Source organism: Acinetobacter sp. GW821-FHT01E09 (genome assembly GCF_059422385.1).
Genome location: NZ_JBWKWU010000001.1, coordinates 3,311,329 through 3,336,184, shown reverse-complemented (window position 1 = coordinate 3,336,184; position 24,856 = coordinate 3,311,329). Strand labels below are relative to the sequence as shown.

Sequence of the window (24,856 nt, the reverse complement as noted above, 5' to 3'; positions counted from 1 at the left end):
TATGAAAATTGGTATGAATATGTAATAAAAAACCACCCCAAAGGGTGGTCTCTTGTTCGATCTGAACGCGTAACGAATTAACGTTTGATATCGCGTTGAGTTTCGCCAGTATAAAGCTGACGAGGACGACCGATTTTGTACGGGCCGCTGTGCATTTCTAACCAGTGGCTGATCCAACCAACTGTACGTGCAAGCGCAAAGATTACCGTAAACATTTCTGTTGGGATACCAATCGCTTTAAGGATGATACCTGAATAGAAATCTACGTTCGGGTAAAGTTTACGTTCGATGAAGTACGGATCGCTTAATGCAATACGTTCAAGTTCCATTGCAAGCGCAAGTTGTGGATCATTGATACCAAGTGCACTTAACACTTCGTCACAAGTCTCTTTCATTACTTTTGCACGTGGATCGAAGTTTTTATAAACTCGGTGACCGAAGCCCATAAGTTTAACTTCTTTCGTTTTTACTTTTTCCATGAACGGTGCAACATTTTCTACAGAGCCGATTTCATCGAGCATCTTAAGAACAGCTTCGTTTGCACCACCATGCGCAGGTCCCCAAAGTGCAGCAATACCCGCAGCAATACATGCATAAGGGTTAGCGCCTGTAGAACCAGCTAAACGTACTGTAGACGTTGATGCATTTTGTTCATGGTCAGCATGAAGCGTAAAGATACGATCCATTGCTTTAGCAAGAATAGGGTTAACTTTGTAATCACGATCTGCTGGAGTAGCAAACATCATGTACAAGAAGTTTTCAGCATAGCTTAAATCGTTACGTGGATATACGAACGGTTGGCCGATTGTATATTTGTAAGTCCAAGCAGCTAGAGTAGGAATTTTAGCAACTAAACGAACTGCAGTGATTTCACGGTGGTCTACGTTTTCAACGTCAAAACCGTTGTGATAGAACGCAGATAACGCACCCACTACACCACACATAACCGCCATAGGATGAGCATCACGACGGAAACCATTGAAGAAACGGCTAACTTGATCGTGAACCATTGTGTGGTTGCGGACTTTGTTTTCGAAGTCTGTTTTTTGTTCAGCAGTTGGAAGCTCACCGCTTAACAATAAATAGCAAGTTTCTAAGTAAGAAGCTTGAGTTGCAAGTTGAGCAATCGGATAACCACGGTGTAAAAGAACGCCTTTATCACCATCAATGAAAGTGATTTTAGACTCGCAAGAAGCTGTCGCCATAAAACCAGGATCAAAAGTAAAGTGACCTGAAGCCAACACATCCTTAACGTCGATTACATCTGGGCCCAATGTGCCGCTGTAAATTGGTAATTCAATTTTTTTGCCATCAAGCTCTAGAACGGCTTTCTTGCCAGTTGCTGCAGACATTCAATAGATCTCCTGTCCTGGTGGATATTTTATCTAACTTGCTGAGTCATCTTGTAATGTACAAGTCAGACGGATCAAAAATTGCTATTTAGCTTAGTGAGTACTGAAATTTTGTCAATTATACTTATGGATGAAAAAACAATGTTTTCATCAGTAGTTAGTCTAACTTTAACCAGTAAGATTGATCATTAAATTTCAGAGTCGGTCAGTATAATAAGGTAAATTCTAAAGAAGGTGCAGAAAAATAATTGTGATTGCTAGACAGGAAATGGCATTTTTGACCAATATTTTGTGGCTTTTGTAAGTTGCGAAATGCATTGTTGCTGTTTTAAAACCATCTGAATTTCACGACTTACATAGCTTTTGCCATTATTTTTGTGTAAAAAACACCCAAATGAGTTGATGAAATATTTATTTTCATTTTAATGCTTAATTGATTAAAAAATAGTTTTTATTGAAGCTTTTAAAGGATAAAAAATAATCGAATCAGTATAAAAATAGGCATTTAGTTGCCTTAGGAATAATCAAATACGACAAAACCTTGCAGCTAAATTATGAATTATTCACAAACTAAGTCTTTATTTCTTATTATAAAGCTTTCAGTCAAATCACTGAATTAAGTGGCACCCATTTAAAATAGGAATAAAGGACTATTTAAAAATAACATGTTGGGTATCTACTAAAGCTTAACCAGCTGATGAAAAATAAAACAGCAGGGAGAAATCAACCACAGGACGATTTTGTCCGTAATGTTGTGCTTTAGTCTAAATTTATAAAAATAATATAAGTCGTAATTATGTGTAAAAGTAATATGTTTAAATGTCATAAAAAATAACGAGATAGCCTTGAAAAACAGAGGTGGGGGATCTGCTTTATTTTTCAAATGGGTGTAAATGATTCTTATTTGAGTGATTTTTAAAGAAAAAGCCAATTTCGATGGTTTGTATTTTGACAGTGCACGTTTTATAATTCAGTGTCGTTTAAAGTTCAGGCAATTAAATTTGTCTGACAATGCTAGCTTTCCTTCGAATTAATTCCAACAAACTCCGGATGGAGTTTTTACTTACAGGATGCCCGCTGTGAAAAGCAACAGACCTGTCAATTTGTCCATGGGTCAAGTTTTAGATGTAAACTTAAAATCCCCTGTGGCTATTGCATCAATTCTACACCGTCTATCAGGTGTCATCGTATTTTTACTCGTACCGGTACTTTTGTGGCTTTTAGACAAGTCTTTGTCTTCGCCTGAAGGCTTTGCTCAAGTTCAAGCAATCTTTGGTGGCTTCATTGTACGTTTTATCGTATGGGTATTTGTCGCTGGTTTATTATTCCATTTCATTATGGGTATTAAGCACTTACTTGCTGACCTAGGCTTTGCTGAAGAGTTGCAAAGCGGTCGCGTAGCAGCAACTATTGCATTAATCTTGGCTGCGATATCAGTTATCGCTTCATTTGTATGGATCGTTCTCTAATGAAAAGTGCTACAGGTTTAACGGGTTCAGGTTCTCGTGATTGGTATATCCAACGCGTAAGTGCTGTAGTTCTAGCTGTTTATACTGTTGTGGTATTAGGTTGGATTCTGTGCAATGGCGGATTTAACTATGAGCAATGGTTTGGCTTTATGATGACACTTCCGATGAAGATTTTATCTTTATTGGCAGTCTTATCTCTTGTTGCGCATGCTTGGATTGGTATGTGGCAAGTATTCACTGACTATGTGACTACTCGTCAGATGGGTCCTTCAGCTTCAGGTTTACGCATCGTGTTAACTTCAGCAGTGATTATTGCTGTTATTGCATATGCGATCTGGGCAATCCAGATTTTTTGGGCGAATTGATAGGAAAATGTCATGGGCGCTTTAACCCCTAAAGAAGATTATTCAAATATTCCAAGCCAGTTCTTCGATGCAGTCATCGTTGGTGGTGGTGGTTCAGGTATGCGTGCTTCATATCAACTTGCTCAAGCAGGTTTGAAAGTTGCAGTGCTAACTAAAGTATTCCCAACACGTTCTCACACTGTTGCGGCTCAAGGTGGTATTGGTGCATCGCTTGGTAACATGCAAGACGATAACTGGCACTATCATTTCTATGACACGGTAAAAGGTTCTGATTGGTTAGGTGACCAAGATGCAATCGAATTTATGTGTCGTGAGGCGCCTAAAGTTGTTTATGAGCTTGAACACTTAGGTATGCCATTTGACCGTAATGCTGACGGTACAATTTACCAACGTCCATTTGGTGGTCACTCTGCGAACTATGGTGAAAAACCAGTTCCACGTGCTTGTGCTGCTGCCGACCGTACAGGTCACGCACTTCTTCATACGCTTTATCAAAGTAACGTGAAAATGGGTACTCAATTCTTCGTTGAATGGATTGCATTAGACTTAATCCGTAACGAAGCAGGTGATGTACTCGGTGTAACAGCAATTGACCAAGAAACAGGCAAGATTGCTGTATTCCAAGCTAAAGCAACATTGTTTGCTACAGGTGGTGCTGGTCGTGTTTACCGTGCATCTACCAATGCTTATATCAATACTGGTGATGGTCTTGGTATGGCTGCTCGTGCGGGTATTCCATTACAAGATATGGAATTCTGGCAATTCCACCCAACGGGTGTTGCTGGCGCAGGCGTATTGTTAACGGAAGGTTGTCGTGGTGAAGGTGCAATCCTTCGTAACAAAGATGGCGAACCGTTCATGGAACGTTATGCTCCAACTTTGAAAGATTTGGCTCCACGTGACTTCGTATCACGTTCTATGGACCAAGAGATCAAAGAAGGTCGTGGTTGTGGTCCTAAAGGTGATTATATCCTACTAGATATGACTCACTTGGGTGCAGATACCATCATGAAGCGTTTACCATCTGTATTTGAGATTGGTAAGAAATTCGCAAACGTGGATATCACCAAAGAACCAATTCCAGTTGTACCAACAATCCATTATCAAATGGGTGGTATTCCGACCAATATTCATGGTCAAGTGGTTATTCCTGAAACAGCGAAAAATGCAGCAGATTTCTATGCAGGTTTTGATAAAGCTGCAAACGAATACACAACCAACGGTACAATGAATTACACAGTGCCTGTAAAAGGGTTCTATGCAATTGGTGAGTGTTCTTGCGTGTCTGTACATGGTGCAAACCGTTTAGGTACAAACTCATTACTTGACTTGGTTGTATTTGGTAAAGCTGCTGGTGAACACATCATCGATTACGTGACTAAACATCACGGTGATGAATACCAACCACTTCCAAATGATGTACTTGTGAACACGTTGAAACGTATCAATCATTTAGATGATTCTACTTCTGGTGAAAATGCACAAGAAGTTGCGGATGCGATTCGTGATATCGTTCAAGACCACGCGGGTGTATTCCGTACTCAAGCCTTGCTTGATGAGGGTGTTAAGCAGATTCTTGCGATTGAACCACGTGTACGTAACATTCATTTAAAAGACAAATCTAAAGTATTTAATACTGCACGTATTGAAGCTTTGGAAGTTGAAAACTTATACGAAGTAGCGAAAGCAACATTGATTTCTGCTGCTGCACGTAAAGAATGTCGTGGTGCACATACTGTTGTAGATTATGAATTGCCTGCTGATGATGAGCACTATTCATATGGTCGTCGTGATGATGAGTGGATGAAACATACTTTATGGTATTCAGCTGATAACCATCTTGAATACAAGCCAGTACGTTACAGCCCATTGTCTGTAGACCCAATTGAACCTAAACCACGTACATTCTAATCGGGAGAAATAAGATGAGTAGAGGTACACGTACATTCGAAATCTACCGCTATGATCCTGATAAGGATAAAGCACCGTATATGCAGACTTTTAAACTAGAGTTGACGGATAAGCATCGTATGTTGCTTGACGCGCTTTTAGCATTAAAAGTTCAAGACGAATCATTAACATTCCGTCGTTCTTGCCGTGAAGGTATTTGCGGTTCAGATGGTGTGAATATCAATGGTAAAAATGGTCTTGCGTGTTTGTGGAACTTGAACGATTTGCCTGAAAAAATCGTCATTCGTCCATTACCTGGTCTGCCTGTAGTGAAAGATTTAGTTGTGGATATGAATCAGTTCTACGATCAGTATGACAAAATTCATCCATTCTTAATCAATAATCAACCTGCACCACCAAAAGAGCGTTTACAATCTCCAGAAGAGCGTGAGCACTTAAATGGTTTGTATGAATGTATTCTTTGTGCATGTTGTTCAACATCATGCCCATCATTCTGGTGGAACCCGGATAAATTCTTGGGTCCTTCAGCATTGTTGAATGCATACCGTTTCATTATTGATTCTCGTGATACTGCGACACAAGATCGTTTATCACGTCTTGATGACCCATTCTCATTATTCCGTTGTAAAGGGATTATGAACTGTGTGTCTGTATGTCCGAAAGGCTTGAATCCAACAAAAGCGATCGGTCATATCCGTAGCATGTTGCTCGATCAAGCGGGTTAATACGATGTGAAAAAAGGGCGTACATCTTGGGATGTACGCTCTTTTTTTATTGGATTTTTAATGAGATGGTTGTTTTTTTGTTCGAGTGAATGGGATCTAAGCTTTAAGCATTGAAAAAGTATCAACAGACCCGATATAAATGGATGGATAATAATAGATTATTTCTTGTATGTATTTCGCTAATTTATAGGTGGTATGTGTCAAAAAAATCAATTGAAGTGACAGATCATGTTACGATTTAACAAACCACTATATGTGAAAAACACACCATGTTTTTGGTACATTTTTTCTACATAAGTGTGATCCAGATCAGTTTATAAATAATTTTATAAGCAAAGATTAGAACCGCTTTAGAAAAAGCAAAAAAGCCTTTGTTTTTTCTAAGTCGATTTGCAAAAAATTGCTCAGCTTCGGTTGAGTATATAAGTGAGTGATGATGCCATTGAGGGCGTTATGATTCATTGTATGCATTAGTAAAAGCTAATGTTTATAACGCCCCTTGGTCATGAGTATCTGATGGGTGAATGTCAATTTACCGATTTGGCATTATCAATCATGGGAGTGCTTAAAAAGCACCCTCTAATGTTTTTGCAATAGGAAATGGGTCCACAAATGCAAGAAGTTGCTGACGCATTGCGTCTTGATACTGAACTTTCCGCTGATAGTGCAGCGTATATTGAAGAGCTTTACGAACAGTACCTTTCTTCTCCAACCTCAGTAGGTGAGGATTGGCGTCAATATTTCGATAAATTCCCTAAAGGTGACCAACCACACGGAAACATTCGTGAGCAATTCTTATTATTAGGTCGTAATTCAAGTCGTGTTCAGCCTGTTGTGCAAAGTGAAGTAAGTACTGAGCATGAACGTCGTCAAATCGGTGTTTTGCAACTGATTGCAGCATACCGTAACCGTGGTCATCAAAAAGCGAAGCTTGATCCACTGGGTTTGGCTAAGCGTGAAGATGTGCCAGATTTAGATCTTGCTGCACATGGTTTAACCAAGTCTGACCTAGATACAGTTTTCAATGCTGGAAATTTGGCGATTGGTAAAACTGAAGCAACTTTAGGTGAGATGGTTAGTGCAATGGAGGCAACATACTGTGCTTCTATTGGTGCTGAATATATGCACATTGTTGACACCAAAGAAAAACGCTGGATTCAACAACGTCTTGAAGGTGCACGCGGTCAGTTCGGTTTCTCGGCAGATCAAAAGAAACACGTACTTGAACGTTTAACTGCTGCTGAAGGCTTAGAAAAATTCCTCGGTAATAAGTATGTTGGTGCGAAGCGTTTTGGTGTAGAGGGTGGTGAATCTTTCATTCCAATGGTAAACGAACTTATTCAACGTGCAGGTTCTGTAGGTTGTAAAGAAGTCGTAATTGGGATGCCACACCGTGGTCGTTTAAACTTACTTGTAAACATCATGGGTAAAAACCCAGCTGATTTGTTTGGTGAGTTTGAAGGTAAAACTTTAGCTAAAAAAGGTTCAGGTGACGTTAAATATCACCAAGGTTTCTCATCAAATGTGATGACACCTGGTGGTGAAGTTCACTTGGCTTTGGCATTTAACCCATCGCATTTAGAAATTGTTGGTCCTGTGGTTGAAGGTTCAGTTCGTGCACGCCAAGTACGTCGTAAAGACATTGGTGGTGATGACGTATTGCCTGTAATCGTACATGGTGATGCTGCATTTGCTGGTCAAGGTGTCAACCAAGAAACCTTCCAAATGTCACAAACGCGTGGTTATACCGTAGGTGGTACGGTTCATATCGTAGTCAACAACCAAGTTGGTTTTACTACATCTGATCCACGTGATGCACGTTCTACCGAATACTGTACTGACATTGCAAAAATGATTCAGGCGCCAATTTTCCATGTAAATGGTGATGACCCAGAATCTGTATTGTTTGTTGCGCAATTGGCACATGATTTCCGTCATACATTCCGTAAAGATGTTGTGATTGACATGTTCTGTTATCGTCGTCGTGGTCATAACGAAGCAGATGAGCCAGCAGCAACACAACCAATGATGTATCAAGTGATCAATAAAAAAGCGACTACACGTACGCTTTATGCGGATCAATTGGTACAAGAAAAAGTATTAGATCGTTCTGATGCAGATGCTTTAGTTGAAAAATATCGTGAAGATCTTGAAGCAGGTAATCATGTTGCCAATGCTTTAGTGCTTGAACCAAATGATAAAATGTTTGTGGACTGGAAACCGTATCTAGGCCATGAATATACAGATGTTTGGGATACGACTTTCCCAATCGAACGCTTAAAAGAAATTGGTACAAAAATGCGCGAATTACCAGAAGGTTTCGTGATGCAGCGCCAAGTGTCTAAAGTGATCGATGAACGTTTGAAAATGCAAACTGGTGAAATGCCATTAAACTGGGGTGCAGCAGAAACTTTAGCTTATGCTTCTATCCTTGATGATGGTTTCTTGGTGCGTTTGACTGGTGAAGATGTTGGTCGTGGTACATTCTCACACCGTCATGCCAAGCTACATAACCAAGTTGATGGTTCGGTTTATATTCCACTGTGTCATATCAAAGAAAACCAGCCACGTACTGCAATTTATGACTCATTATTGTCAGAAATGGCTGTGCTTGCATTTGAATATGGTTATGCAACAACATTGCCAAAAAGCTTGGTAATCTGGGAAGCTCAGTTCGGTGACTTTGCAAACTGTGCGCAAGTGGTTATTGATCAATTCATCTCATCTGGTGAAACCAAATGGGAACGTGTGTGTGGTTTAACATTGCTTCTTCCACATGGTTATGAAGGTCAAGGTCCTGAGCATTCATCTGCACGTCTTGAGCGTTTCTTACAGTTATGTGCTGAAGAAAACATGCAAGTGATTACACCAACGACACCTGCACAGATTTTCCATGCAATGCGTCGTCAGGCAATTCGCCCAATTCGTAAGCCAATGATCGTGACTTCACCGAAGTCATTGCTTCGTCATAAACTTGCAACTTCAACTTTGGAAGAGCTTGCAACTGGTACATTCCAGACTGTGATTGATGAAGTGGATCAAATCAACAAACAAGATGTAACACGTGTTGTACTTTGTGGTGGTAAAGTTTATTACGACTTACTTGAAAAACGTCGTGAAGAAAACTTGAACATTGCGGTGGTACGTGTTGAACAATTGTACCCATACCCAGAAAAACGTCTTGCTGAAGTGCTTGCGACATATCCAAACATAAAAGAACTTGTTTGGTGTCAAGAAGAACCGAAGAACCAAGGCGCATGGTTATTCATTGCTCCTCGTTTATACGAAGGTGTAATGAAGTCTGCTCTACAAGTTCAAATTAGCTATGCAGGACGTGAAGCTTCAGCTGCACCTGCATGTGGCTCACCATATTTGCATGCAAAACAACAAGCTCAGCTCGTGAATGACGCACTTGCGATCGTAGCTGAACAATCAGGAGAATCTAAATAATGGCAACCGAAATTAAAGCACCGGTGTTCCCAGAGTCAGTTGCTGACGGAACAATTGCAACTTGGCACAAACAACCAGGTGAAGCGGTATCACGTGATGAAGTCATCTGTGATATTGAAACGGATAAAGTTGTTTTAGAAGTTGTTGCTCCTGCTGATGGTACTATCTCTGCAATCATCAAAAATGAAGGTGACACAGTTCTTTCTTCTGAAGTTATTGCAACATTTGAAGAAGGTGCTGTTTCTGGCGCTACTCAAACTCAAGCAGTTCAATCTGAAGAGAAAGTAGAACAAGCTGCGGCACAAACTCAAGCGGGTAATGCACCTGTTGTTGAACGTGCTCAAGTACAAGATCAAGCACCTGCAGTGCGTAAAGCTTTAACTGAAACAGGTATTGCTGCTGCGGATGTAGATGGTACTGGTCGTGGTGGTCGTATCACCAAAGAAGATGTTGCAAATCATCAAACTAAACCAGCTGCTGCAGCTGTAACACCATTAAGCGTTGCTGTTGGTGAGCGTATCGAGAAACGTGTTCCAATGACACGTTTACGTAAGCGTGTTGCTGAACGTCTTCTTGCTGCTACACAGCAAACTGCAATGTTGACTACGTTTAACGAAGTCAACATGAAACCTGTGATGGAAATGCGTAAGCAATATAAAGATGCTTTCGAAAAACGTCATGGTGCACGTTTAGGCTTTATGTCATTCTTCGTTAAAGCTGTAACTGAAGCACTTAAACGCTATCCTGCGGTAAATGCTTCAATCGACGGTGATGATATTGTTTATCATGGTTACTATGATATCGGTGTTGCGGTTTCTTCTGATCGTGGTTTAGTGGTTCCAGTATTACGTAATACTGACCGTATGAACTATGCTGAAGTTGAATCAGGTATTGGTGCATATGCTGCAAAAGCACGTGAAGGTAAATTAGCAATTGAAGATATGACTGGTGGTACTTTCACAATTACCAACGGTGGTACTTTCGGTTCATTACTTTCAACACCTATTTTGAACCAACCACAAACTGCTATTTTAGGTATGCATAAAATCCAAGAGCGTCCTATGGCTGTAAATGGTCAAGTTGAAATTCTTCCAATGATGTACTTAGCGCTTTCTTATGACCATCGTATGATTGATGGTAAAGAAGCAGTAGGTTTCTTGGTAACTGTTAAAGAGTTACTTGAAGAGCCAGCTAAACTAATCCTTGACCTTTAATTCTTTAGAATAACAACACGAGTTTAGAGTGATCCTTTAAACTCGTTTTTGGAGATAAGCATGTCTCAGTTTGATTTAGTGGTAATCGGCGGTGGGCCAGGTGGTTATGAAGCGGCAATTCGTGCTGCTCAACTTGGTTTCAAAGTTGCGTGTATCGAAAAACGTGTACACAAAGGTAAGCCATCTTTAGGTGGTACTTGCTTAAACGTAGGTTGTATTCCTTCTAAAGCACTTTTAGATTCTTCACATCACTATGAAGACACTCTTCATGGCTTAGATGTTCACGGTATTACAGTTGAAAATGTCCAACTTGATCTTCAAAAGCTTCTTGCTCGTAAAGACAAAGTTGTAGATAACTTAACTGGCGGTGTTGCTCAATTGCTGAAAGGCAATGGTATCGAGTGGTTACAAGGTACGGGTAAATTACTTGCTGGTAAAAAAGTTGAATTCACACCATTAGAAGGTGGTGATGTTCAAGTTTTAGAACCTAAATTCGTAATTCTTGCAACAGGTTCTGTACCTGTAAATATTCCTGTAGCAAAAGTTGATGAAGACCTTATCGTTGATTCAACAGGTGCGTTAGAATTCCAAGAAGTGCCTAAACGTTTAGGTGTAATTGGTGCAGGCGTAATTGGACTAGAACTTGGTTCAGTATGGCGTCGTCTTGGCTCTGAAGTTGTTGTGTTTGAAGCATTAGATGCATTCTTACCAATGGCGGATAAAGCGTTGGCAAAAGATTATCAAAAACTTTTAACAAAACAAGGTTTAGATATTCGTATTGGCGCTAAAGTTTCAGGTACTGAAGTGAATGGTCGTGAAGTGACTGTTCAATATAACCAAGCAGGCGAAGATAAAACTCAAACTTTTGATAAATTAATCGTTTGTGTTGGCCGTAAAGCCTATGCAGAAGGTTTATTGGCTGAAGATTCAGGCATTAAATTAACTGAACGTGGTTTGGTTGAAGTGAACGATTGGTGTGCAACGTCTGTTGACGGTGTATATGCAATTGGTGACTTGGTACGTGGTCCAATGCTTGCGCATAAAGCAATGGAAGAAGGTGTAATGGCAGTTGAGCGTATGCATGGTCATGCTGCTCAAGTGAATTATGACACTATTATTTCAGTGATTTATACACACCCTGAAGCTGCGTGGGTAGGTTTGACTGAAGAGCAAGCTAAAGAGAAAGGTCACGACGTTAAAACCGGTCAATTCCCATTTGCGGTAAATGGTCGTGCTTTAGCTGCCAATGAATCTGCTGGATTTGTGAAGTTTGTTGCAGATGCAAAAACTGATCGTTTATTGGGTATGCATATCATTGGTCCAGGTGCTTCTGATATTGTTCACCAAGGTATGATTGCACTTGAATTTGTATCTTCAGTTGAAGATTTACAATTGATGACCTTCGGTCACCCAACTTATTCTGAAGTCGTTCATGAAGCAGCGCTTGCTGTCGATGGGCGTGCGATTCACGCGATTCAGCGTAAACGTAAATAACACAAAAAAGAGCGGTTTCGACCGCTCTTTTTACTTTTGATGGTTGTTTTTAATTGAATAATCATCTAAAAATAAAAGAACAAACTTTAATAAATGCCGATAGTTATTGCGATGGAAGTCTAATTATTGGTGTGTCATAACAATGTGAAAAGTAGTAAAAGGTAAAACATGAATCTACATGAGTATCAAGCGAAAACGCTGTTAAAAAAATATGGTATGCCAGTTCAAGAAGGCATTTTAATCACTACGCCCGAAGAAGCATCTGCTGCCTTTGAGCAAATTAGTGGCAAATTCGCTGTGATGAAGGCCCAAGTCCATGCAGGTGGTCGTGGTAAAGCGGGTGGCGTAAAAGTTGTTAAGTCAAAAGAAGAAGCAGCTGAATATGCAAAAAGCCTGTTAGGTACTCGTTTAGTCACGTATCAGACGGATGCCAATGGTCAGCCGGTAAATAGTATCCTTGTTTGTGAAGATGTTTATCCTGTAGAACGTGAATTGTATTTAGGTGCAGTGGTTGACCGTTCTAGTCGTCGTGTGACATTCATGGCGTCTACAGAGGGTGGCGTAGAAATTGAAAAAGTTGCTGAAGAAACACCTGAAAAAATTATTAAAGTCGAAGTAGATCCACTGGTTGGTTTATTGCCATTCCAAGCGCGTGATGTTGGTTTCCAATTGGGTTTAAAAGATAAGCAAATCAGCCAATTTGTAACCATCATGACAGGTGCATACAAAGCATTTGTTGAAAATGATTTTGCACTATTTGAAATTAACCCACTTTCAGTTCGTGAAAATGGCGAAATCTTATGTGTAGACGCCAAAGTCGGTATCGACTCAAATGCACTTTATCGTTTGCCTGAAATTGCTGCGATGCGTGATAAATCTCAAGAAAATGAGCGTGAGTTAAAAGCATCTGAATTTGACCTTAACTATGTTGCTTTAGAAGGCAATATCGGTTGTATGGTGAATGGTGCTGGTCTTGCGATGGCAACAATGGACATCATCAAACTGTATGGTGGTCAGCCAGCAAACTTCCTTGATGTTGGTGGCGGTGCGACTAAAGATCGCGTCATTGAAGCATTTAAAATTATTCTTTCAGATTCATCTGTACAAGGTGTATTGATCAATATTTTTGGTGGTATCGTACGTTGTGACATGATTGCTGAAGCGATTATTGCAGCGGTTCAAGAAGTAAATGTAACCGTACCTGTGGTTGTTCGTTTAGAAGGGAACAATGCAGAATTAGGTGCTAAATTACTTGATGAATCAGGTCTAAAATTAATTTCTGCGAATGGCTTAGCTGATGCCGCAGAAAAAGTTGTTGCTGCTGTGAAAGCGTAAGGAGTATCAATCATGAGCGTATTAGTTAATAAAGACACAAAAGTATTGGTACAAGGCTTTACAGGTAAGAATGGTACATTCCATTCTGAGCAATCAATTGCATACGGTACAAAAGTAGTTGGTGGCGTAACACCGGGTAAAGGTGGTCAAACTCATATTGGTCTACCTGTTTTCAATACAATGCGTGAAGCAGTAAAAGAAACGGGTGCAAATGCAACATCAATTTATGTACCTGCACCATTTGTACTGGATTCAATTGTTGAAGCAGTCGATTCTGGTATTGAGTTAATCGTGGTGATCACCGAAGGTGTTCCAACCTTAGACATGTTAAAAGCGAAACGTTACCTTGAAACTTATGGTAATAATGCACGTTTAATCGGTCCAAACTGTCCAGGTATTATCACACCAGGCGAATGTAAAATTGGGATTATGCCAGGGCATATTCATCAACCAGGTAAAATCGGGATCATTTCTCGTTCTGGTACATTGACTTATGAAGCAGTTGCTCAAACGACTAAGCTTGGTTTAGGTCAGTCTACGTGTATTGGTATCGGTGGTGATCCGATTCCAGGTATGAACCAAATTGACTGCTTAAAACTTTTCCAAGAAGATCCACAAACAGAAGCAATCATCATGATTGGTGAAATTGGTGGTAGTGCGGAAGAAGAAGCTGCTGAGTATATTCAATCTAATGTGACTAAACCTGTTGTTGGTTATATTGCGGGTGTAACAGCGCCTAAAGGTAAGCGTATGGGTCACGCAGGAGCGATTATCTCTGGCGGTAAAGGTACTGCTGAAGAGAAGTTTGCTGCATTTGAAAAAGCGGGTATGGCATATACGCGTAGCCCAGCTGAACTTGGTTCAACTATGTTTGATGTCTTAAAAAATAAAGGCTTAGTTTAATTTAAAGTTTAAATTTTTAAGCTAAAAAATGGGAGCCAATCGGCTCCCATTTTTATTGGTTGTAGAGTATTGGTTGTCGCTTCTTGATGGTTAGCGTTTAATCTTGTGATCAAGATAAAGGAAATTTATATAAGATGGGTGATCTGTGATTAGCCTTTGACTAAACCACCATCCACAATCAAATTTTGTCCTGTTACAGCGCGTGACCACGGTGATAAAAACATCAGCACGGCATCTGCAAACTGCTCAGGTGTGGTGACTTCTTGTAAGGGCGTAGAGGCAGCGATCAAATCAAACACTTGATCAGGTGTTGCACTGCTGGCATCAGTCTTACGTAATAGACCACCTGAAAGCATATTTACATTAATGCCATATTGACCTAAATCGTGTGAAGTGGTGCGGGTAAAGGCCAAAAGTGCTGCTTTAGCCGCAGTATAATCATGATAGGGAACCACAGGATTCTGCACAAGATTGGTTCCAATATTGATGATTCGACCAAAATGATCTTTTTTCATATCTTCTAGTGCAGCTTGGGTGGTGTTTAAAGCGGCTTTTACTGCACTGTCCAATTGCTGTTGCATACTGTGCCAGCTCAACGTTTCAACTTTTGGACGTAGATCACCATCAAATTTAAATGCCAATAGCGCATTATTAATTACTGAGGTGATTGCATGTCCATAATGCAGTTTTGCCTTTTTAAACATCGTGTTGACTTGATCTGCATCAGTTACATCTGCTTTGTAAATAAAAACCTGTTCGGCATGTTCCCTAGCAAGTTGTTGTGCGGATTCTTCACTATTGAAATAATTCACTACAACTCTTGCGCCTTCACGAATCAAAGCATGGGTAATTGCAAGTCCTAAACCACGTGCGCCACCAGTCACTAGAATAATTTGATCTCGTATTTCCATGTTCAAATCAACTCATTTGATATCAATTTAATTTTAGCACTTTTATCGATCAGACTCTTCGATTGAGAGATGAGTTACAAAGTTTATCAATTGCACCGACTCAAGATGGAAAATATAAAAAATATCTAGAGGAATTTAAGCATCTTAGTGCATGAATTACATATGAATATTCAAATAATTAAACTTTTTAAATCCTATCGATGAAATGATGGCTCAGAATGATAGTGGATTGGTTTAACATATTGATCATATTATCTATAATTAAAATGATACGCATTTTATATTGGATGTGCTTCAGCCATTCTGATCTATATGTAGGCTACAATTAGGCTGAACATTTAAGTGACTTATAAACAAATAGAGGAGACAACCATCTTGTTTTATGATTGGTATAACTCCGCTAAAAATGATGAACTGATTAGACCGAACATGCGACCTATTTACCTGCTCAATTTAATGGTCATGTATATATTTTTTATAAATTCAAATGTTTATGCTTATGATGATCTGGCACCTATGCCAGGAGAGGCACAAAATCAAGTTGTGGAATATCAAGATGAATTATTAGGACAACCAGATCAATTGCAAGATGAGCAATTATTTAAAATTGAAAATCAAGAAAATAGCCTAAGTGATACTGAAATGATCACTGAGCGAAATGATATTTTTTTTGAACAAGATCAATTGCAAAAAAAGCTAGCAGTACAGCATGAGCATGAATTGGCAGATTATTCAATTTTAACCAATAAATTTTATGAAAATGAGCGTATTCGGGTGTTTAATTATACTGCTTATAATGTACAACAATTAAAGACATCATTGCTCAATCCTTCAAATGATAATCCTGCGTCAAGTGAGCTTTATCTTTCTTTTGGTTATGGTATTGAATTTAAGATCAATGCTTTAAACAAAGTGGGTTATGAATACATCTCTAGTTTTCCTTATGATCGTGGTCAATTATTGCGTCTGTTTTGGATTAGAACGCTGACCTATTAATCATAAATATCTTATCGATCATTTTTATTACCATGAAGAAATCATGGTGGAAATACTACAACTTGAAACATAAGCTTGTTTAGCACTACACATTAAAAGACTAACTTAAACAAAATGAGATGAAGAGGTGAGTCATCATGTTAAACAAAATTATTGTGTTGGGTGTAGTTGCTATTTCATTAACTGGCTGTATTGTTGCACCATTTGATGATGGTCATCGCGGTGGTCATGGTCGTTATGATCAGCGACATGATTCGGATCATCGCTGGGATCAGCGTCGTGATGGTCGTTATGACCGAGATCGCAATGATCGTGACTGGAATTGGAAAGAGCGTTAATTCTTTATCTTCAATATAAAAATGGGCAATGTATGCCCATTTTTTTTAATTAATTTTTATTTTTGTAGGGTGGCACTGTTGCACTTTACATTGAAAGTTTAAATATATTTGTGTAGGCAATACTATCCTTTTTTGTAGGGGATGCCACACGAAAGCAATACCCTAGATTATTTTTTTAAATAAACCTGCTTGTACTACACCAGCTTTGGTTTGTTTCTGTAATTGCCATGTTGAGGGTAAATTCAGTTGATTTAAGCCACGATCTGCTTCTACATAAATCAATGCTTGATCAGATAAGTATTGATCCGCTTTTTGAGCCAATTCATCCCATAAATTTAAACTATAGGGTGGATCTAAAAACATTAAATCAAACTGTTCATTTAAATTAGATAAGGCTTGTTGTGCTGTTTGAATTTTCAGCTGACAGTTTTCAGCTTTAAGCAACTGAATATTGTCTTTTAAAAATTTAGCTTGCGTGGCATTGGGTTCAATCATGATGACATGACGTGCACCACGTGAAAGTGCCTCAAATCCTAAAGCACCAGAACCAGCACAAAGATCTAAGACTTTGGCATTTTGAATATCCCACATCAGCCAGTTAAACAATGTTTCACGCACTCGATCAGGGGTAGGACGTAAACCATCGATATCAGCAAAAGGAAGAACTCGACGTTTCCATTCTCCACCAATAATACGTAATTGGTTTTTCACTTTATTATTCACTGATATCAGCCTCAGGTACAGGTGGAGGAGTGGTTTGAGCTGTGGTCGTATTATGACCTTGAGCTGGTATACGGTTTTGGCTAGCCGTATTGGTCTGTGTATTTGGCTTCGGTTTAGGTAAGGCATTTGGATCGGCTGCAAGTGAAACATCACCACTTGGCAGTTCACCCGGTTTGATGCCTGCTGTCATTAAGCCACCACTGACTTGATGGTTAAGCGGTACAATTGGATTCTTTTTGCGAGTCAGTAACCAGTAATCAAACACAGGACGAGCAATCTTGGCGGCAGAACCACCATGCTTACCATTTTCCCAAATCACAGCAATGGCAATTTCAGGGTTTTCAGCAGGCGCAAAGCCAACAAATAAACCGTGGTCTAACTGGCGTGCTGAAAGTGCAGCTTCATTATAGCGTTTGCCTTGGGCAATACTCTTGACCTGTGCTGTACCTGTTTTACCTGCGATTTGGTACATTGGTGTACGAATACCACGACCTGTACCTGTTTGAATAACATCAACCATTGCATCACGCATTTTAATCCAGTCTTCATCAGTACCACTGAAGTTGATTTTTCCTGTCGGGGCATTGAGTACTTCATGCTTTTTTGCCCCTTTGGATTCACGTAATACATGCGGTGTGACATGTGCACCATGGTTGGCGGTAATTGCTGTTGCCATCGCAAGTTGTAATGGAGTCGCGGTAAACGCACCTTGACCAATACTGACAGAAATGGTTTCACCTTTAAGCCATTTGCTTTTTCGGGTACGCATTTTCCATTCAGGACTTGGATATAGACCTGTACTTTCGCTTGGTAAATCTACTCCGGTTTTTTCACCGAAACCAAATTGGCGCATCCATTCATTCATGCGATCTATACCCATCTGGTAAGACAAGATATAGAAGTAAGTATCACAAGAAACCACAATGGATTTATGTAAGTTGACTGAGCCATGTCCAGTCTTTTTCCAGTCACGGAATTTATGTGAATCACCGGGTAAATGGAAATAGCCAGGATCGGAAATTGCAGTTCCCCAATCCACCGTCTTAAAGTGAATACCGCCTAAGCCTTCCATCGGCTTAATCGTAGAACCAGGAGGATAGGTTCCTTGGACTGCACGGTTATAGAGCGGTTGATCTAGGTTGTCACGCAAGGCTGTATAGTCTGCATGTCCAATACCTGTTACAAATAAGTTTGGGTTAAAACTTGGGCTTGACACCAGTGCTAATATTTCACCAGTACGTGGGTCAATTGCGACGATTGCACCACGACGATCTTTAAGCTGTTCTGCTGCAATGGTTTGCAGACCATAATCGAGTGAAAGATATAAATCATTGCCTCGAGTTGACTCTTTACGGCCTAAATGACGTAAGACATTACCATGTGCATCGGCTTCAATCGATTCATAACCAGGAACACCATGCAGTAAATCTTCATAGGATTTTTCTACACCAATTTTCCCGATCAGGTTGGTTCCAGCATAACTATCTTTATCAATTGCTTTGAGTTCTTTATCGTTAATACGACCCACATAGCCAATAACATGGGCAAATAGCTCACCATGTGGATAATAGCGGGTCATTTGTGTTTCGATATCAACACCCGGAAATTGAAACTTGACTTCACTAAAGCGCGCAATATCTTGTTCTGTTAGGTTTAGCTTTAAGGTGACTCGTTCTGTTTTTTTAGAGGCTTTAATCCGACTGTTAAAACGGTCAATATCTTCTTGATTCAGATTTAAAATTGGAATTAAACGCTTAACCGTATCATCTATATCTTCGACATCGGCTTTGCTGAGGGTTGCAGTAAAAACAGGGTAGTTATCTGCCAGTAAAATCCCATTACGATCATAAATATAGCCACGTGCTGGTGCGATAGGCTGGAGTCGAATACGGTTTTTATCTGATGCTTCACTAAATTCTTGGTGATGGAAAATTTGCAGATAAGCATAACGTGCAACCAGAAGGCACATAAAAAATGAAACAATACCAATCGCAAAAAAGACACGACTACGAAAGATGCGTTTTTCTTGTTGGACATTTTTTAGAGGAAACTGCTGCTTCATACGTCGTCGGCTTTAGTACTTAAAGATGGGTGAATTTAGGGGTCAAACATTTTACCCCAGATTGAGTCTTAAAAATTAAAAAACACAAATAACTCATCAAAATATATTTTAACTCAGTCTCTGCAACAAATTTGTTATGCCTTATAAAGGTCCGTTGACATTTCACCTGAAAAATACGCATCGTTGTAAACATAGAGGAATTGTCAACAGAGCCTATATGGATTTGACCTTAGCGACATTAAATTTATAGCGTTTTGTATATGAGTGCCAAAATAATTCTGTTAAAGTCGAGCCTTAAGGATAAATAGATTCGACCTAAGTTAAGATTAGGGATAATGGAGAAAATAATGAAAAAAATCTTTCCCTTATTAATGTTAGTAGCTGTCGGAAATTTCGCGCATGCTGATGTTAAAGATTATTTGCCAGATATGAAGGGAATTTTACCAGAGGCAAAGTTTAAGCCTGAAGATGCTTCTAAATGGAATATCGGTGCGGGTGTAACGCAACAGATGGTCCATGCGAATGGTGAATGGGTAAATCCTTATGGAATTGCGTATACTAAATTAGGTGTTTTTTATAATGGCGACCATGAGTTTGCTGGTCAAGTCGGCTATAGAATTCCTGTAGTATTAAATGGTAAAGATAAAAATGGATTCTATCTTGGGGTCTATGGCGGAACACTTAAAAGTAAAAAAGTGGACGGAAGTGATGAAGTCCAATATGGTGGTGGTGCCGATTTATCTTATGTTTTATTGAATAAAGAGCGTATAAGTACATTTAGTGTGGGGATGGGTGCAGGTAGTGAACTTCATAATAAAAATGGAGATATGGTCCTGGAAACTCGTCCACAAATACAATTTGCTTATACCTTAAGTGTCGGGTTCTAAAGTTTTTATGATTTTATCCATATCCTTCGACCGCAAATAGAAATAAATACGAGAGTCATGCATGTTGGAATACGTTAATGGTTTGTGGCACGCTTTTACAGCTCGACCTGATCATCTTGCCATTTTAAGTATCATCCCAGTGACAGCCTTTGTAACGTGGGCACACGTTTGGATGGCACTGAAAATGGTATTTTATCCAATCACGTTTTGGGGGTTTCATATTGGTCCCTTACCCGTGGGTTGGCAAGGGATTGTGCCACGCAAAGCTGGGCGAATTTCAGGCATCATCACAGACAATACATTATCCAAACTGGGTTCTTTGCGTGAATTTTTAGATGCAATGGACCCTGAAGATATGGCTCGGATTATCGGTGAACAAGTTGGTTTTGAGCTTGAGCATTTGATTGATGAGGTGATGTTAGATCGTAATGCTGTTTTGTGGGAAAATTTACCTTATTCGATTAAACGTCGAATTTATGGTCAAGCGCATAAACAATTGCCGGGTGTCTTAAGAGAACTCGTGACCGAACTGACCATGAACGTCGAGTCACTGGTCAATATGCGGGATATGGTCGTGACTCAAATGGAAGGCGATCGCCGTTTGATGGTCCGTATGTTTTTAAAAGTTGGGCAAAAAGAAATTAACTTTATTTGGCATATTAGTGCTGTAATCGGGAGTTTCTTTGGTATTTTCCAAATGTTTGTGTATGTCTTTGTACCACAACATTGGACGGTACCTTTCTTTGCAGCCGTTTGGGGCTTTTTAACCAACTGGATTGCAATCTGGATGGTTTTCAACCCAGTAGAGCCACATTACGTACGCTATCCCCAATTTTTTGAACGGACAAAAGATCGAAAATTTCCATGGATTAAACCTGTTATTCCAAGAATTGGCACTTATAATGTTCAGGGTGCGTTTATGAAACGCCAAGAAGAAGTGTCAGATGTTTTTGCAAGTGTCGTGACTGAAGATTTGATTACGTTAAAATCAATCATGACTGAAATGATGTATGGTCCTAAGAAAGAAAAAACCCGTCGTATTGTAAAGCGTCATATTAACGAAATTATGGAAACTCCATTGGTTCGGACCTCTTTACAATTGTCTTTAGGACTAAAAGAGTATGCAAAACTCAAGACAGACTTGATTGATCGGTCAATTGAAATTACGATGGTGCCTGTTTGCGACCCTGCGTTTAATGCGAGCCGTGCACAGAAAATTTTTCAGATGTTTAAAGAGCGGATTAGAGAGTTAACCCCAAAAGAGTTTCAAAACCTGTTACGTCCTGCATTTCAGGAAGACGAATGGATTTTGATTGTACTCGGTGGTGTGACTGGATTTTTTGCTGGTCTAATACATTTATTTGTGGCTTTCTTATAAATTTGATGCCATTACGATGATAAGTTTTAATTTGTCATGGCAAACGGTATCATACATATTGTTTTAAATGAGGATGTTTTTTTATGCGCATTATATTACTCGGACCACCTGGAGCAGGTAAAGGTACACAAGCTCAGTTGATCTGTAAGCGCTACAATGTCCCACAAATTTCAACCGGTGATATGCTCCGTGCTGCAATTCGTGAAGGTACTGAATTAGGTCTTAAAGCTAAAAGTGTAATGGAATCAGGTGGTTTAGTATCTGATGAGCTTATTATCGGTTTAGTGAAAGAACGTATTGCACAACCTGATTGTGTAAATGGTTGTATTTTCGATGGTTTCCCACGTACGATTCCTCAAGCTGAGGCTTTAGAGAACGAAGGGATTAGCATTGACCATGTGATCGAAATTGAAGTACCAGACGAAGAAATCGTAAAACGCCTTTCTGGTCGTCGTCAGCATCCAGCATCTGGTCGTGTTTATCACACGATTTATAACCCACCGAAAGTGGAAGGTAAAGATGATGAAACTGGCGAAGATCTTGTGCAACGTCCAGATGACGAAGAAGCAACGATTCGTAAGCGTTTAGGCTCTTATCATAATGAAACTGAACAGCTTGTTGGTTTCTATCAAGGACGTGCAGCTTCTGGGGAAAATGCACCGACTTATAATAAATTGAACGGTTTACGTCCAATAGAAGATGTCCAAAAAGATTTATTTGCGATTTTAGATAAATAAGACCGCATTCAAAGCATTTTTTTAAGCTTTGACAATAACAGAGACCTGATTCATATTAGGTCTCTTTTTTTTTGCAAGAGTGGCGTAGAGAGTGAAGTTTGTATTAATTGCCTTGGTCATTTTGAGTATATTGCTTCTTTTGGACTTATTGTATATGAGCTTTAAATTGCTACGCAAAGCACAAAAAGAAGAGCTTCAGCAACGCCGTGAAATGAGAAAATCAGGCAATTACCAAGTGCATCCACAGGTAGCTGAAGAGTGGAAACGGCTTGAAAACTTAAAGAAAGATTTGGAAAATAAAAAGTAAAATAAACAGGGAGATTCATGCAGAGGATAAATTAATCCTTATCTATCATCGCGCTTCATTCTTCCAAATTGATGAATTTAACTGATGAATTTGTATAATTGAGATGTGTAAACAATTAATTCTAAGTGTTTTGATTATCCGTCTACATGCTAAATTCACAGCATTCATATTATAAGAAGACTGTCCAAATGAAATTGATTGCCATAGCAGCACATCGTAGCGAATATTTAGAGCCTATTCATTTTTCAGAGGGGACTTTGCTAAACATAGGCGAAAAGTATCAAGGCTCGGAGAATTGGGACAATTGGTATTTCTGCACAGTCGACAATGGATTAGAGGGGTGGGTTCCTACTCAAATCATTGAATGGATCAATAAGCATCAAGGCTATGCAATCGCAGATTACACAGCGAAAGAACTCAATGTTGATCATGGCGATCTATTGCTTGGACAAGAACAACTAAATGGCTGGATTTGGTGTAGCAGATTATCTGATGATCAGTCTGGTTGGGTGCCCTTAGAGGTATTAAGTCAGATTTGATTGAGAACTATTTTAAGATGCTAGCTGCTTCTTCAGAAAATAACTTCCTTAGAAAAATGACAAAGCATGATCTTAATTAAACGATGATTATGCTTTGCTAAAATCTCTTGTTTATTCGCTACTTTGTTTTGACTTCGCGTGCAGCGCCAAACTCATATTTATCAGGCCAATTACAAACATCTGACACAATACATTCATTGCATTTGGGTTTACGTGCAATACAGCAGTAGCGGCCATGTAAAATTAACCAATGATGCGAGTCTATAATAAATTCTTTTGGAATCACTTTAATTAAACGATGTTCGACCTCAAGCACGTTTTTACCTACTGCCAGTCCAGTGCGATTGCCAAGACGGAAGATATGCGTATCTACAGCCATTGTAGGCTGACCAAAGGCGGTATTTAGTACAACATTGGCAGTTTTACGACCTACGCCAGGTAAAGCTTCTAAATCAGCACGATTGTCTGGAACTTGGCTATTGTGCTTCTCAATGAGAATCTTACAAGCTTTAATCACATTTTCAGCTTTGGCATTATATAAACCAATGGTTTTAATATATTGCTTTAAACCGTCTACACCCAATGCATAAATCTGTTCAGGAGTATTGGCGACAGGGAATAACTTATCAGTGGCTTTGTTGACACTTACATCTGTGGCTTGAGCCGATAAGGTAACGGCGACAAGCAACTCAAATGGGTTTGAGTAATTGAGTTCTGTTTTAGGATTTGGGCGTTGCTCACGTAATCGTTCAAAGAAAATCTGAATCTGCTTTTTGGTCATATTCTTTACAGTCATGATGCATCCTCTTGCAAAACAGATAACTGTTGAATCAATTCATTTAATTGATGTTGCTTATTTTCATCTGCTCGAACACTTAATTGTTTTTCTAGTTTTTTAATTTGAGTCCGCAGCTTAGCCAATTCAATGGTGGTTTTCGCATCTGTAACAATTGGATTTTTTATTGTGGGTTGGTTGATTTCAATGGTAGGTAAAGCCTGACTTTGCTGTGTTATTTGTGCAAAGAGTTCAGTGTCGATTTCTGCACGAACCACAGGGCCTTTACGATGGATGCGTTGCTTTTCTTCACGTTGAATATGTGCATAGTAACGACCACGTAAGTCATTTTGTTCTAAGAGACGTTGTTCGTCATTTGGAATAGGCTGAATGTCTTCAACTAAATCAATGCAATCTACTGGACAGGGAGCAATGCATAGTTCACAGCCAGTGCATAGATCTGTAAGTACAGTATGCATCAGTTTTCCAGAACCAATAATGGCATCTACAGGGCAAGCACTGATGCATTTGGTACAACCAATACATTCATCTTCACGAATAATGGCTTTCATGCGTTGTGGACGGCCATCGCTTTGAATTGGCCAGACACTTGGTTCAGCAATGAGTTTATTACGATTGAGTATATCCGCAAGCGCATCTGCAACAGGTTGCCCACCTGGCACACATTTATTGGCTTCTTCGCCTTTTTCTACAATAGATTTTGCATAAGGTAGACACCCATCACGGTGACCACAGAGTCCACATTGTGTTTGTGGCAAAATGGCATCTATTTGCTGAATGAAGGAAAGCGATGAATTCATGTGAATAAAACTTTAAAGAAAAATGAACAAATACTTGGTAAAAGCGAAGAATATTTTGCAATTTTAGCATGTTTTGTAGTGAAAATCTTTGCTCTAATTTGGAGCTAAAAATGCGCTAATTTAGATCAAAATATCGAATATTTTTTGGTTAAAAACGCCAACAA

The 24,856-nt window shown here is 39.4% G+C and carries 22 protein-coding genes; 16 read left to right on the top strand and 6 right to left on the bottom strand.

What is annotated here, in order from left to right; translation table 11 throughout:
- Positions 1-77 precede the first annotated feature (77 nt).
- Complete coding sequence (gene gltA / locus AC07U8_RS15320; protein WP_004717293.1) at positions 78-1,352, bottom strand: citrate synthase; 1,275 nt, start codon at positions 1,350-1,352, stop codon at positions 78-80.
- A gap of 1,070 nt (positions 1,353-2,422) precedes the next feature.
- Here gltA and sdhC point away from each other — a divergent pair.
- The 9 genes from sdhC (at position 2,423) to sucD (ending at position 14,218) form a co-directional block, all read left to right on the top strand.
- Complete coding sequence (gene sdhC, locus AC07U8_RS15315; RefSeq protein WP_126606943.1) at positions 2,423-2,821, top strand: succinate dehydrogenase, cytochrome b556 subunit; 399 nt, start codon at positions 2,423-2,425, stop codon at positions 2,819-2,821.
- Positions 2,821-3,186, top strand: a complete 366-nt coding sequence (sdhD, locus tag AC07U8_RS15310) for a succinate dehydrogenase, hydrophobic membrane anchor protein (protein WP_004717289.1) — start codon at positions 2,821-2,823, stop codon at positions 3,184-3,186. Before sdhC ends, sdhD begins: the two co-directional genes overlap by 1 nt.
- Positions 3,187-3,198: 12 nt before the next feature.
- Positions 3,199-5,097 carry an FAD-binding protein gene (locus AC07U8_RS15305; RefSeq protein WP_004717286.1) on the top strand — a complete coding sequence of 633 codons (1,899 nt, stop codon included), beginning with the start codon at positions 3,199-3,201 and terminating at the stop codon, positions 5,095-5,097.
- A 14-nt stretch (positions 5,098-5,111) separates the two neighbouring features.
- On the top strand, positions 5,112-5,822 hold the full coding sequence (locus tag AC07U8_RS15300) for a succinate dehydrogenase iron-sulfur subunit (protein WP_004717284.1): 711 nt from the start codon (positions 5,112-5,114) through the stop codon (positions 5,820-5,822).
- Between the two features lie 612 nt (positions 5,823-6,434).
- On the top strand, positions 6,435-9,272 hold the full coding sequence (locus AC07U8_RS15295; protein WP_004717282.1) for a 2-oxoglutarate dehydrogenase E1 component: 2,838 nt from the start codon (positions 6,435-6,437) through the stop codon (positions 9,270-9,272).
- On the top strand, positions 9,272-10,486 hold the full coding sequence (odhB, locus tag AC07U8_RS15290; RefSeq protein WP_004717280.1) for a 2-oxoglutarate dehydrogenase complex dihydrolipoyllysine-residue succinyltransferase: 1,215 nt from the start codon (positions 9,272-9,274) through the stop codon (positions 10,484-10,486). The genes AC07U8_RS15295 and odhB overlap by 1 nt, the downstream gene beginning before the upstream one ends.
- Before the next feature lie 60 nt (positions 10,487-10,546).
- Complete coding sequence (gene lpdA / locus AC07U8_RS15285; protein WP_004717278.1) at positions 10,547-11,980, top strand: dihydrolipoyl dehydrogenase; 1,434 nt, start codon at positions 10,547-10,549, stop codon at positions 11,978-11,980.
- Positions 11,981-12,148: 168 nt separating this feature from the next.
- On the top strand, positions 12,149-13,315 hold the full coding sequence (gene sucC / locus AC07U8_RS15280; RefSeq protein ID WP_004717276.1) for an ADP-forming succinate--CoA ligase subunit beta: 1,167 nt from the start codon (positions 12,149-12,151) through the stop codon (positions 13,313-13,315).
- Positions 13,316-13,327: 12 nt separating this feature from the next.
- Complete coding sequence (gene sucD, locus AC07U8_RS15275) at positions 13,328-14,218, top strand: succinate--CoA ligase subunit alpha (RefSeq protein ID WP_494738222.1); 891 nt, start codon at positions 13,328-13,330, stop codon at positions 14,216-14,218.
- A gap of 149 nt (positions 14,219-14,367) precedes the next feature.
- Here the strand turns inward: sucD and AC07U8_RS15270 are convergent, their stop codons facing one another.
- Entirely contained in the window at positions 14,368-15,129 is a 762-nt protein-coding gene (locus tag AC07U8_RS15270) for a 3-oxoacyl-ACP reductase (RefSeq protein WP_494738221.1), read from the bottom strand.
- A 375-nt stretch (positions 15,130-15,504) separates the two neighbouring features.
- Here AC07U8_RS15270 and AC07U8_RS15265 point away from each other — a divergent pair, with 375 nt between their 5' ends.
- Positions 15,505-16,125: a hypothetical protein gene (locus tag AC07U8_RS15265; RefSeq protein WP_494738220.1), complete on the top strand. Its 621-nt coding sequence runs from the start codon at positions 15,505-15,507 to the stop codon at positions 16,123-16,125.
- Between the two features lie 137 nt (positions 16,126-16,262).
- The gene (locus AC07U8_RS15260; RefSeq protein WP_494738219.1) at positions 16,263-16,463 is read left to right on the top strand and encodes a hypothetical protein; all 201 of its coding nucleotides are present in this window, start codon (positions 16,263-16,265) and stop codon (positions 16,461-16,463) included.
- 162 nt (positions 16,464-16,625) lie between these two features.
- On the opposite strand, the gene rsmD is transcribed toward AC07U8_RS15260, so the two are convergent.
- Together rsmD and mrdA are read right to left on the bottom strand one after the other, a co-directional pair.
- Positions 16,626-17,174, bottom strand: coding sequence for a 16S rRNA (guanine(966)-N(2))-methyltransferase RsmD (rsmD, locus tag AC07U8_RS15255; RefSeq protein ID WP_035371214.1), 549 nt, complete (start codon positions 17,172-17,174; stop codon positions 16,626-16,628).
- A 4-nt stretch (positions 17,175-17,178) separates the two neighbouring features.
- A complete protein-coding gene (gene mrdA / locus AC07U8_RS15250; protein ID WP_494738218.1) occupies positions 17,179-19,248 on the bottom strand; it encodes a penicillin-binding protein 2 in 2,070 nt (689 codons plus the stop codon).
- A gap of 347 nt (positions 19,249-19,595) precedes the next feature.
- Here mrdA and AC07U8_RS15245 point away from each other — a divergent pair, with 347 nt between their 5' ends.
- The 5 genes from AC07U8_RS15245 (at position 19,596) to AC07U8_RS15225 (ending at position 23,096) form a co-directional block, all read left to right on the top strand.
- Positions 19,596-20,135, top strand: coding sequence for a hypothetical protein (locus tag AC07U8_RS15245; RefSeq protein WP_004823189.1), 540 nt, complete (start codon positions 19,596-19,598; stop codon positions 20,133-20,135).
- A 61-nt stretch (positions 20,136-20,196) separates the two neighbouring features.
- Positions 20,197-21,513, top strand: a complete 1,317-nt coding sequence (locus AC07U8_RS15240; RefSeq protein WP_004717262.1) for a DUF445 domain-containing protein — start codon at positions 20,197-20,199, stop codon at positions 21,511-21,513.
- Positions 21,514-21,596: 83 nt separating this feature from the next.
- Positions 21,597-22,250: an adenylate kinase gene (adk, locus tag AC07U8_RS15235; RefSeq protein ID WP_004717260.1), complete on the top strand. Its 654-nt coding sequence runs from the start codon at positions 21,597-21,599 to the stop codon at positions 22,248-22,250.
- 91 nt (positions 22,251-22,341) lie between these two features.
- Positions 22,342-22,557 (top strand): hypothetical protein, encoded by a 216-nt coding sequence (locus AC07U8_RS15230; RefSeq protein ID WP_494738217.1) that lies wholly within the window; start codon positions 22,342-22,344, stop codon positions 22,555-22,557.
- A gap of 188 nt (positions 22,558-22,745) precedes the next feature.
- Entirely contained in the window at positions 22,746-23,096 is a 351-nt protein-coding gene (locus AC07U8_RS15225; protein WP_494738216.1) for an SH3 domain-containing protein, read from the top strand.
- A gap of 118 nt (positions 23,097-23,214) precedes the next feature.
- On the opposite strand, the gene nth is transcribed toward AC07U8_RS15225, so the two are convergent.
- Together nth and AC07U8_RS15215 are read right to left on the bottom strand one after the other, a co-directional pair.
- Positions 23,215-23,892: an endonuclease III gene (nth, locus tag AC07U8_RS15220; RefSeq protein WP_034612511.1), complete on the bottom strand. Its 678-nt coding sequence runs from the start codon at positions 23,890-23,892 to the stop codon at positions 23,215-23,217.
- Complete coding sequence (locus AC07U8_RS15215; protein WP_004823183.1) at positions 23,889-24,692, bottom strand: RnfABCDGE type electron transport complex subunit B; 804 nt, start codon at positions 24,690-24,692, stop codon at positions 23,889-23,891. Before AC07U8_RS15215 ends, nth begins: the two co-directional genes overlap by 4 nt.
- Positions 24,693-24,856 lie beyond the last annotated feature (164 nt).

Bases quoted from the DNA above. Each gene is read 5' to 3' on its own strand.
- sucC (WP_004717276.1), top strand. From the start codon at position 12,149: ATGAATCTACATGAGTATCAAGCGAAAACGCTGTTAAAAAAATATGGT.
- AC07U8_RS15240 (WP_004717262.1), top strand. From the start codon at position 20,197: ATGTTGGAATACGTTAATGGTTTGTGGCACGCTTTTACAGCTCGACCT.
- AC07U8_RS15305 (WP_004717286.1), top strand. From the start codon at position 3,199: ATGGGCGCTTTAACCCCTAAAGAAGATTATTCAAATATTCCAAGCCAG.
- AC07U8_RS15225 (WP_494738216.1), top strand. From the start codon at position 22,746: ATGAAATTGATTGCCATAGCAGCACATCGTAGCGAATATTTAGAGCCT.
- AC07U8_RS15300 (WP_004717284.1), top strand. From the start codon at position 5,112: ATGAGTAGAGGTACACGTACATTCGAAATCTACCGCTATGATCCTGAT.
- adk (WP_004717260.1), top strand. From the start codon at position 21,597: ATGCGCATTATATTACTCGGACCACCTGGAGCAGGTAAAGGTACACAA.
- sdhD (WP_004717289.1), top strand. From the start codon at position 2,821: ATGAAAAGTGCTACAGGTTTAACGGGTTCAGGTTCTCGTGATTGGTAT.
- odhB (WP_004717280.1), top strand. From the start codon at position 9,272: ATGGCAACCGAAATTAAAGCACCGGTGTTCCCAGAGTCAGTTGCTGAC.
- mrdA (WP_494738218.1), bottom strand. From the start codon at position 19,248: ATGAAGCAGCAGTTTCCTCTAAAAAATGTCCAACAAGAAAAACGCATC.
- AC07U8_RS15295 (WP_004717282.1), top strand. From the start codon at position 6,435: ATGCAAGAAGTTGCTGACGCATTGCGTCTTGATACTGAACTTTCCGCT.
- AC07U8_RS15270 (WP_494738221.1), bottom strand. From the start codon at position 15,129: ATGGAAATACGAGATCAAATTATTCTAGTGACTGGTGGCGCACGTGGT.
- AC07U8_RS15215 (WP_004823183.1), bottom strand. From the start codon at position 24,692: ATGAATTCATCGCTTTCCTTCATTCAGCAAATAGATGCCATTTTGCCA.
- nth (WP_034612511.1), bottom strand. From the start codon at position 23,892: ATGACTGTAAAGAATATGACCAAAAAGCAGATTCAGATTTTCTTTGAA.
- AC07U8_RS15260 (WP_494738219.1), top strand. From the start codon at position 16,263: ATGTTAAACAAAATTATTGTGTTGGGTGTAGTTGCTATTTCATTAACT.
- gltA (WP_004717293.1), bottom strand. From the start codon at position 1,352: ATGTCTGCAGCAACTGGCAAGAAAGCCGTTCTAGAGCTTGATGGCAAA.
- sdhC (WP_126606943.1), top strand. From the start codon at position 2,423: ATGCCCGCTGTGAAAAGCAACAGACCTGTCAATTTGTCCATGGGTCAA.
- sucD (WP_494738222.1), top strand. From the start codon at position 13,328: ATGAGCGTATTAGTTAATAAAGACACAAAAGTATTGGTACAAGGCTTT.
- lpdA (WP_004717278.1), top strand. From the start codon at position 10,547: ATGTCTCAGTTTGATTTAGTGGTAATCGGCGGTGGGCCAGGTGGTTAT.
- AC07U8_RS15245 (WP_004823189.1), top strand. From the start codon at position 19,596: ATGAAAAAAATCTTTCCCTTATTAATGTTAGTAGCTGTCGGAAATTTC.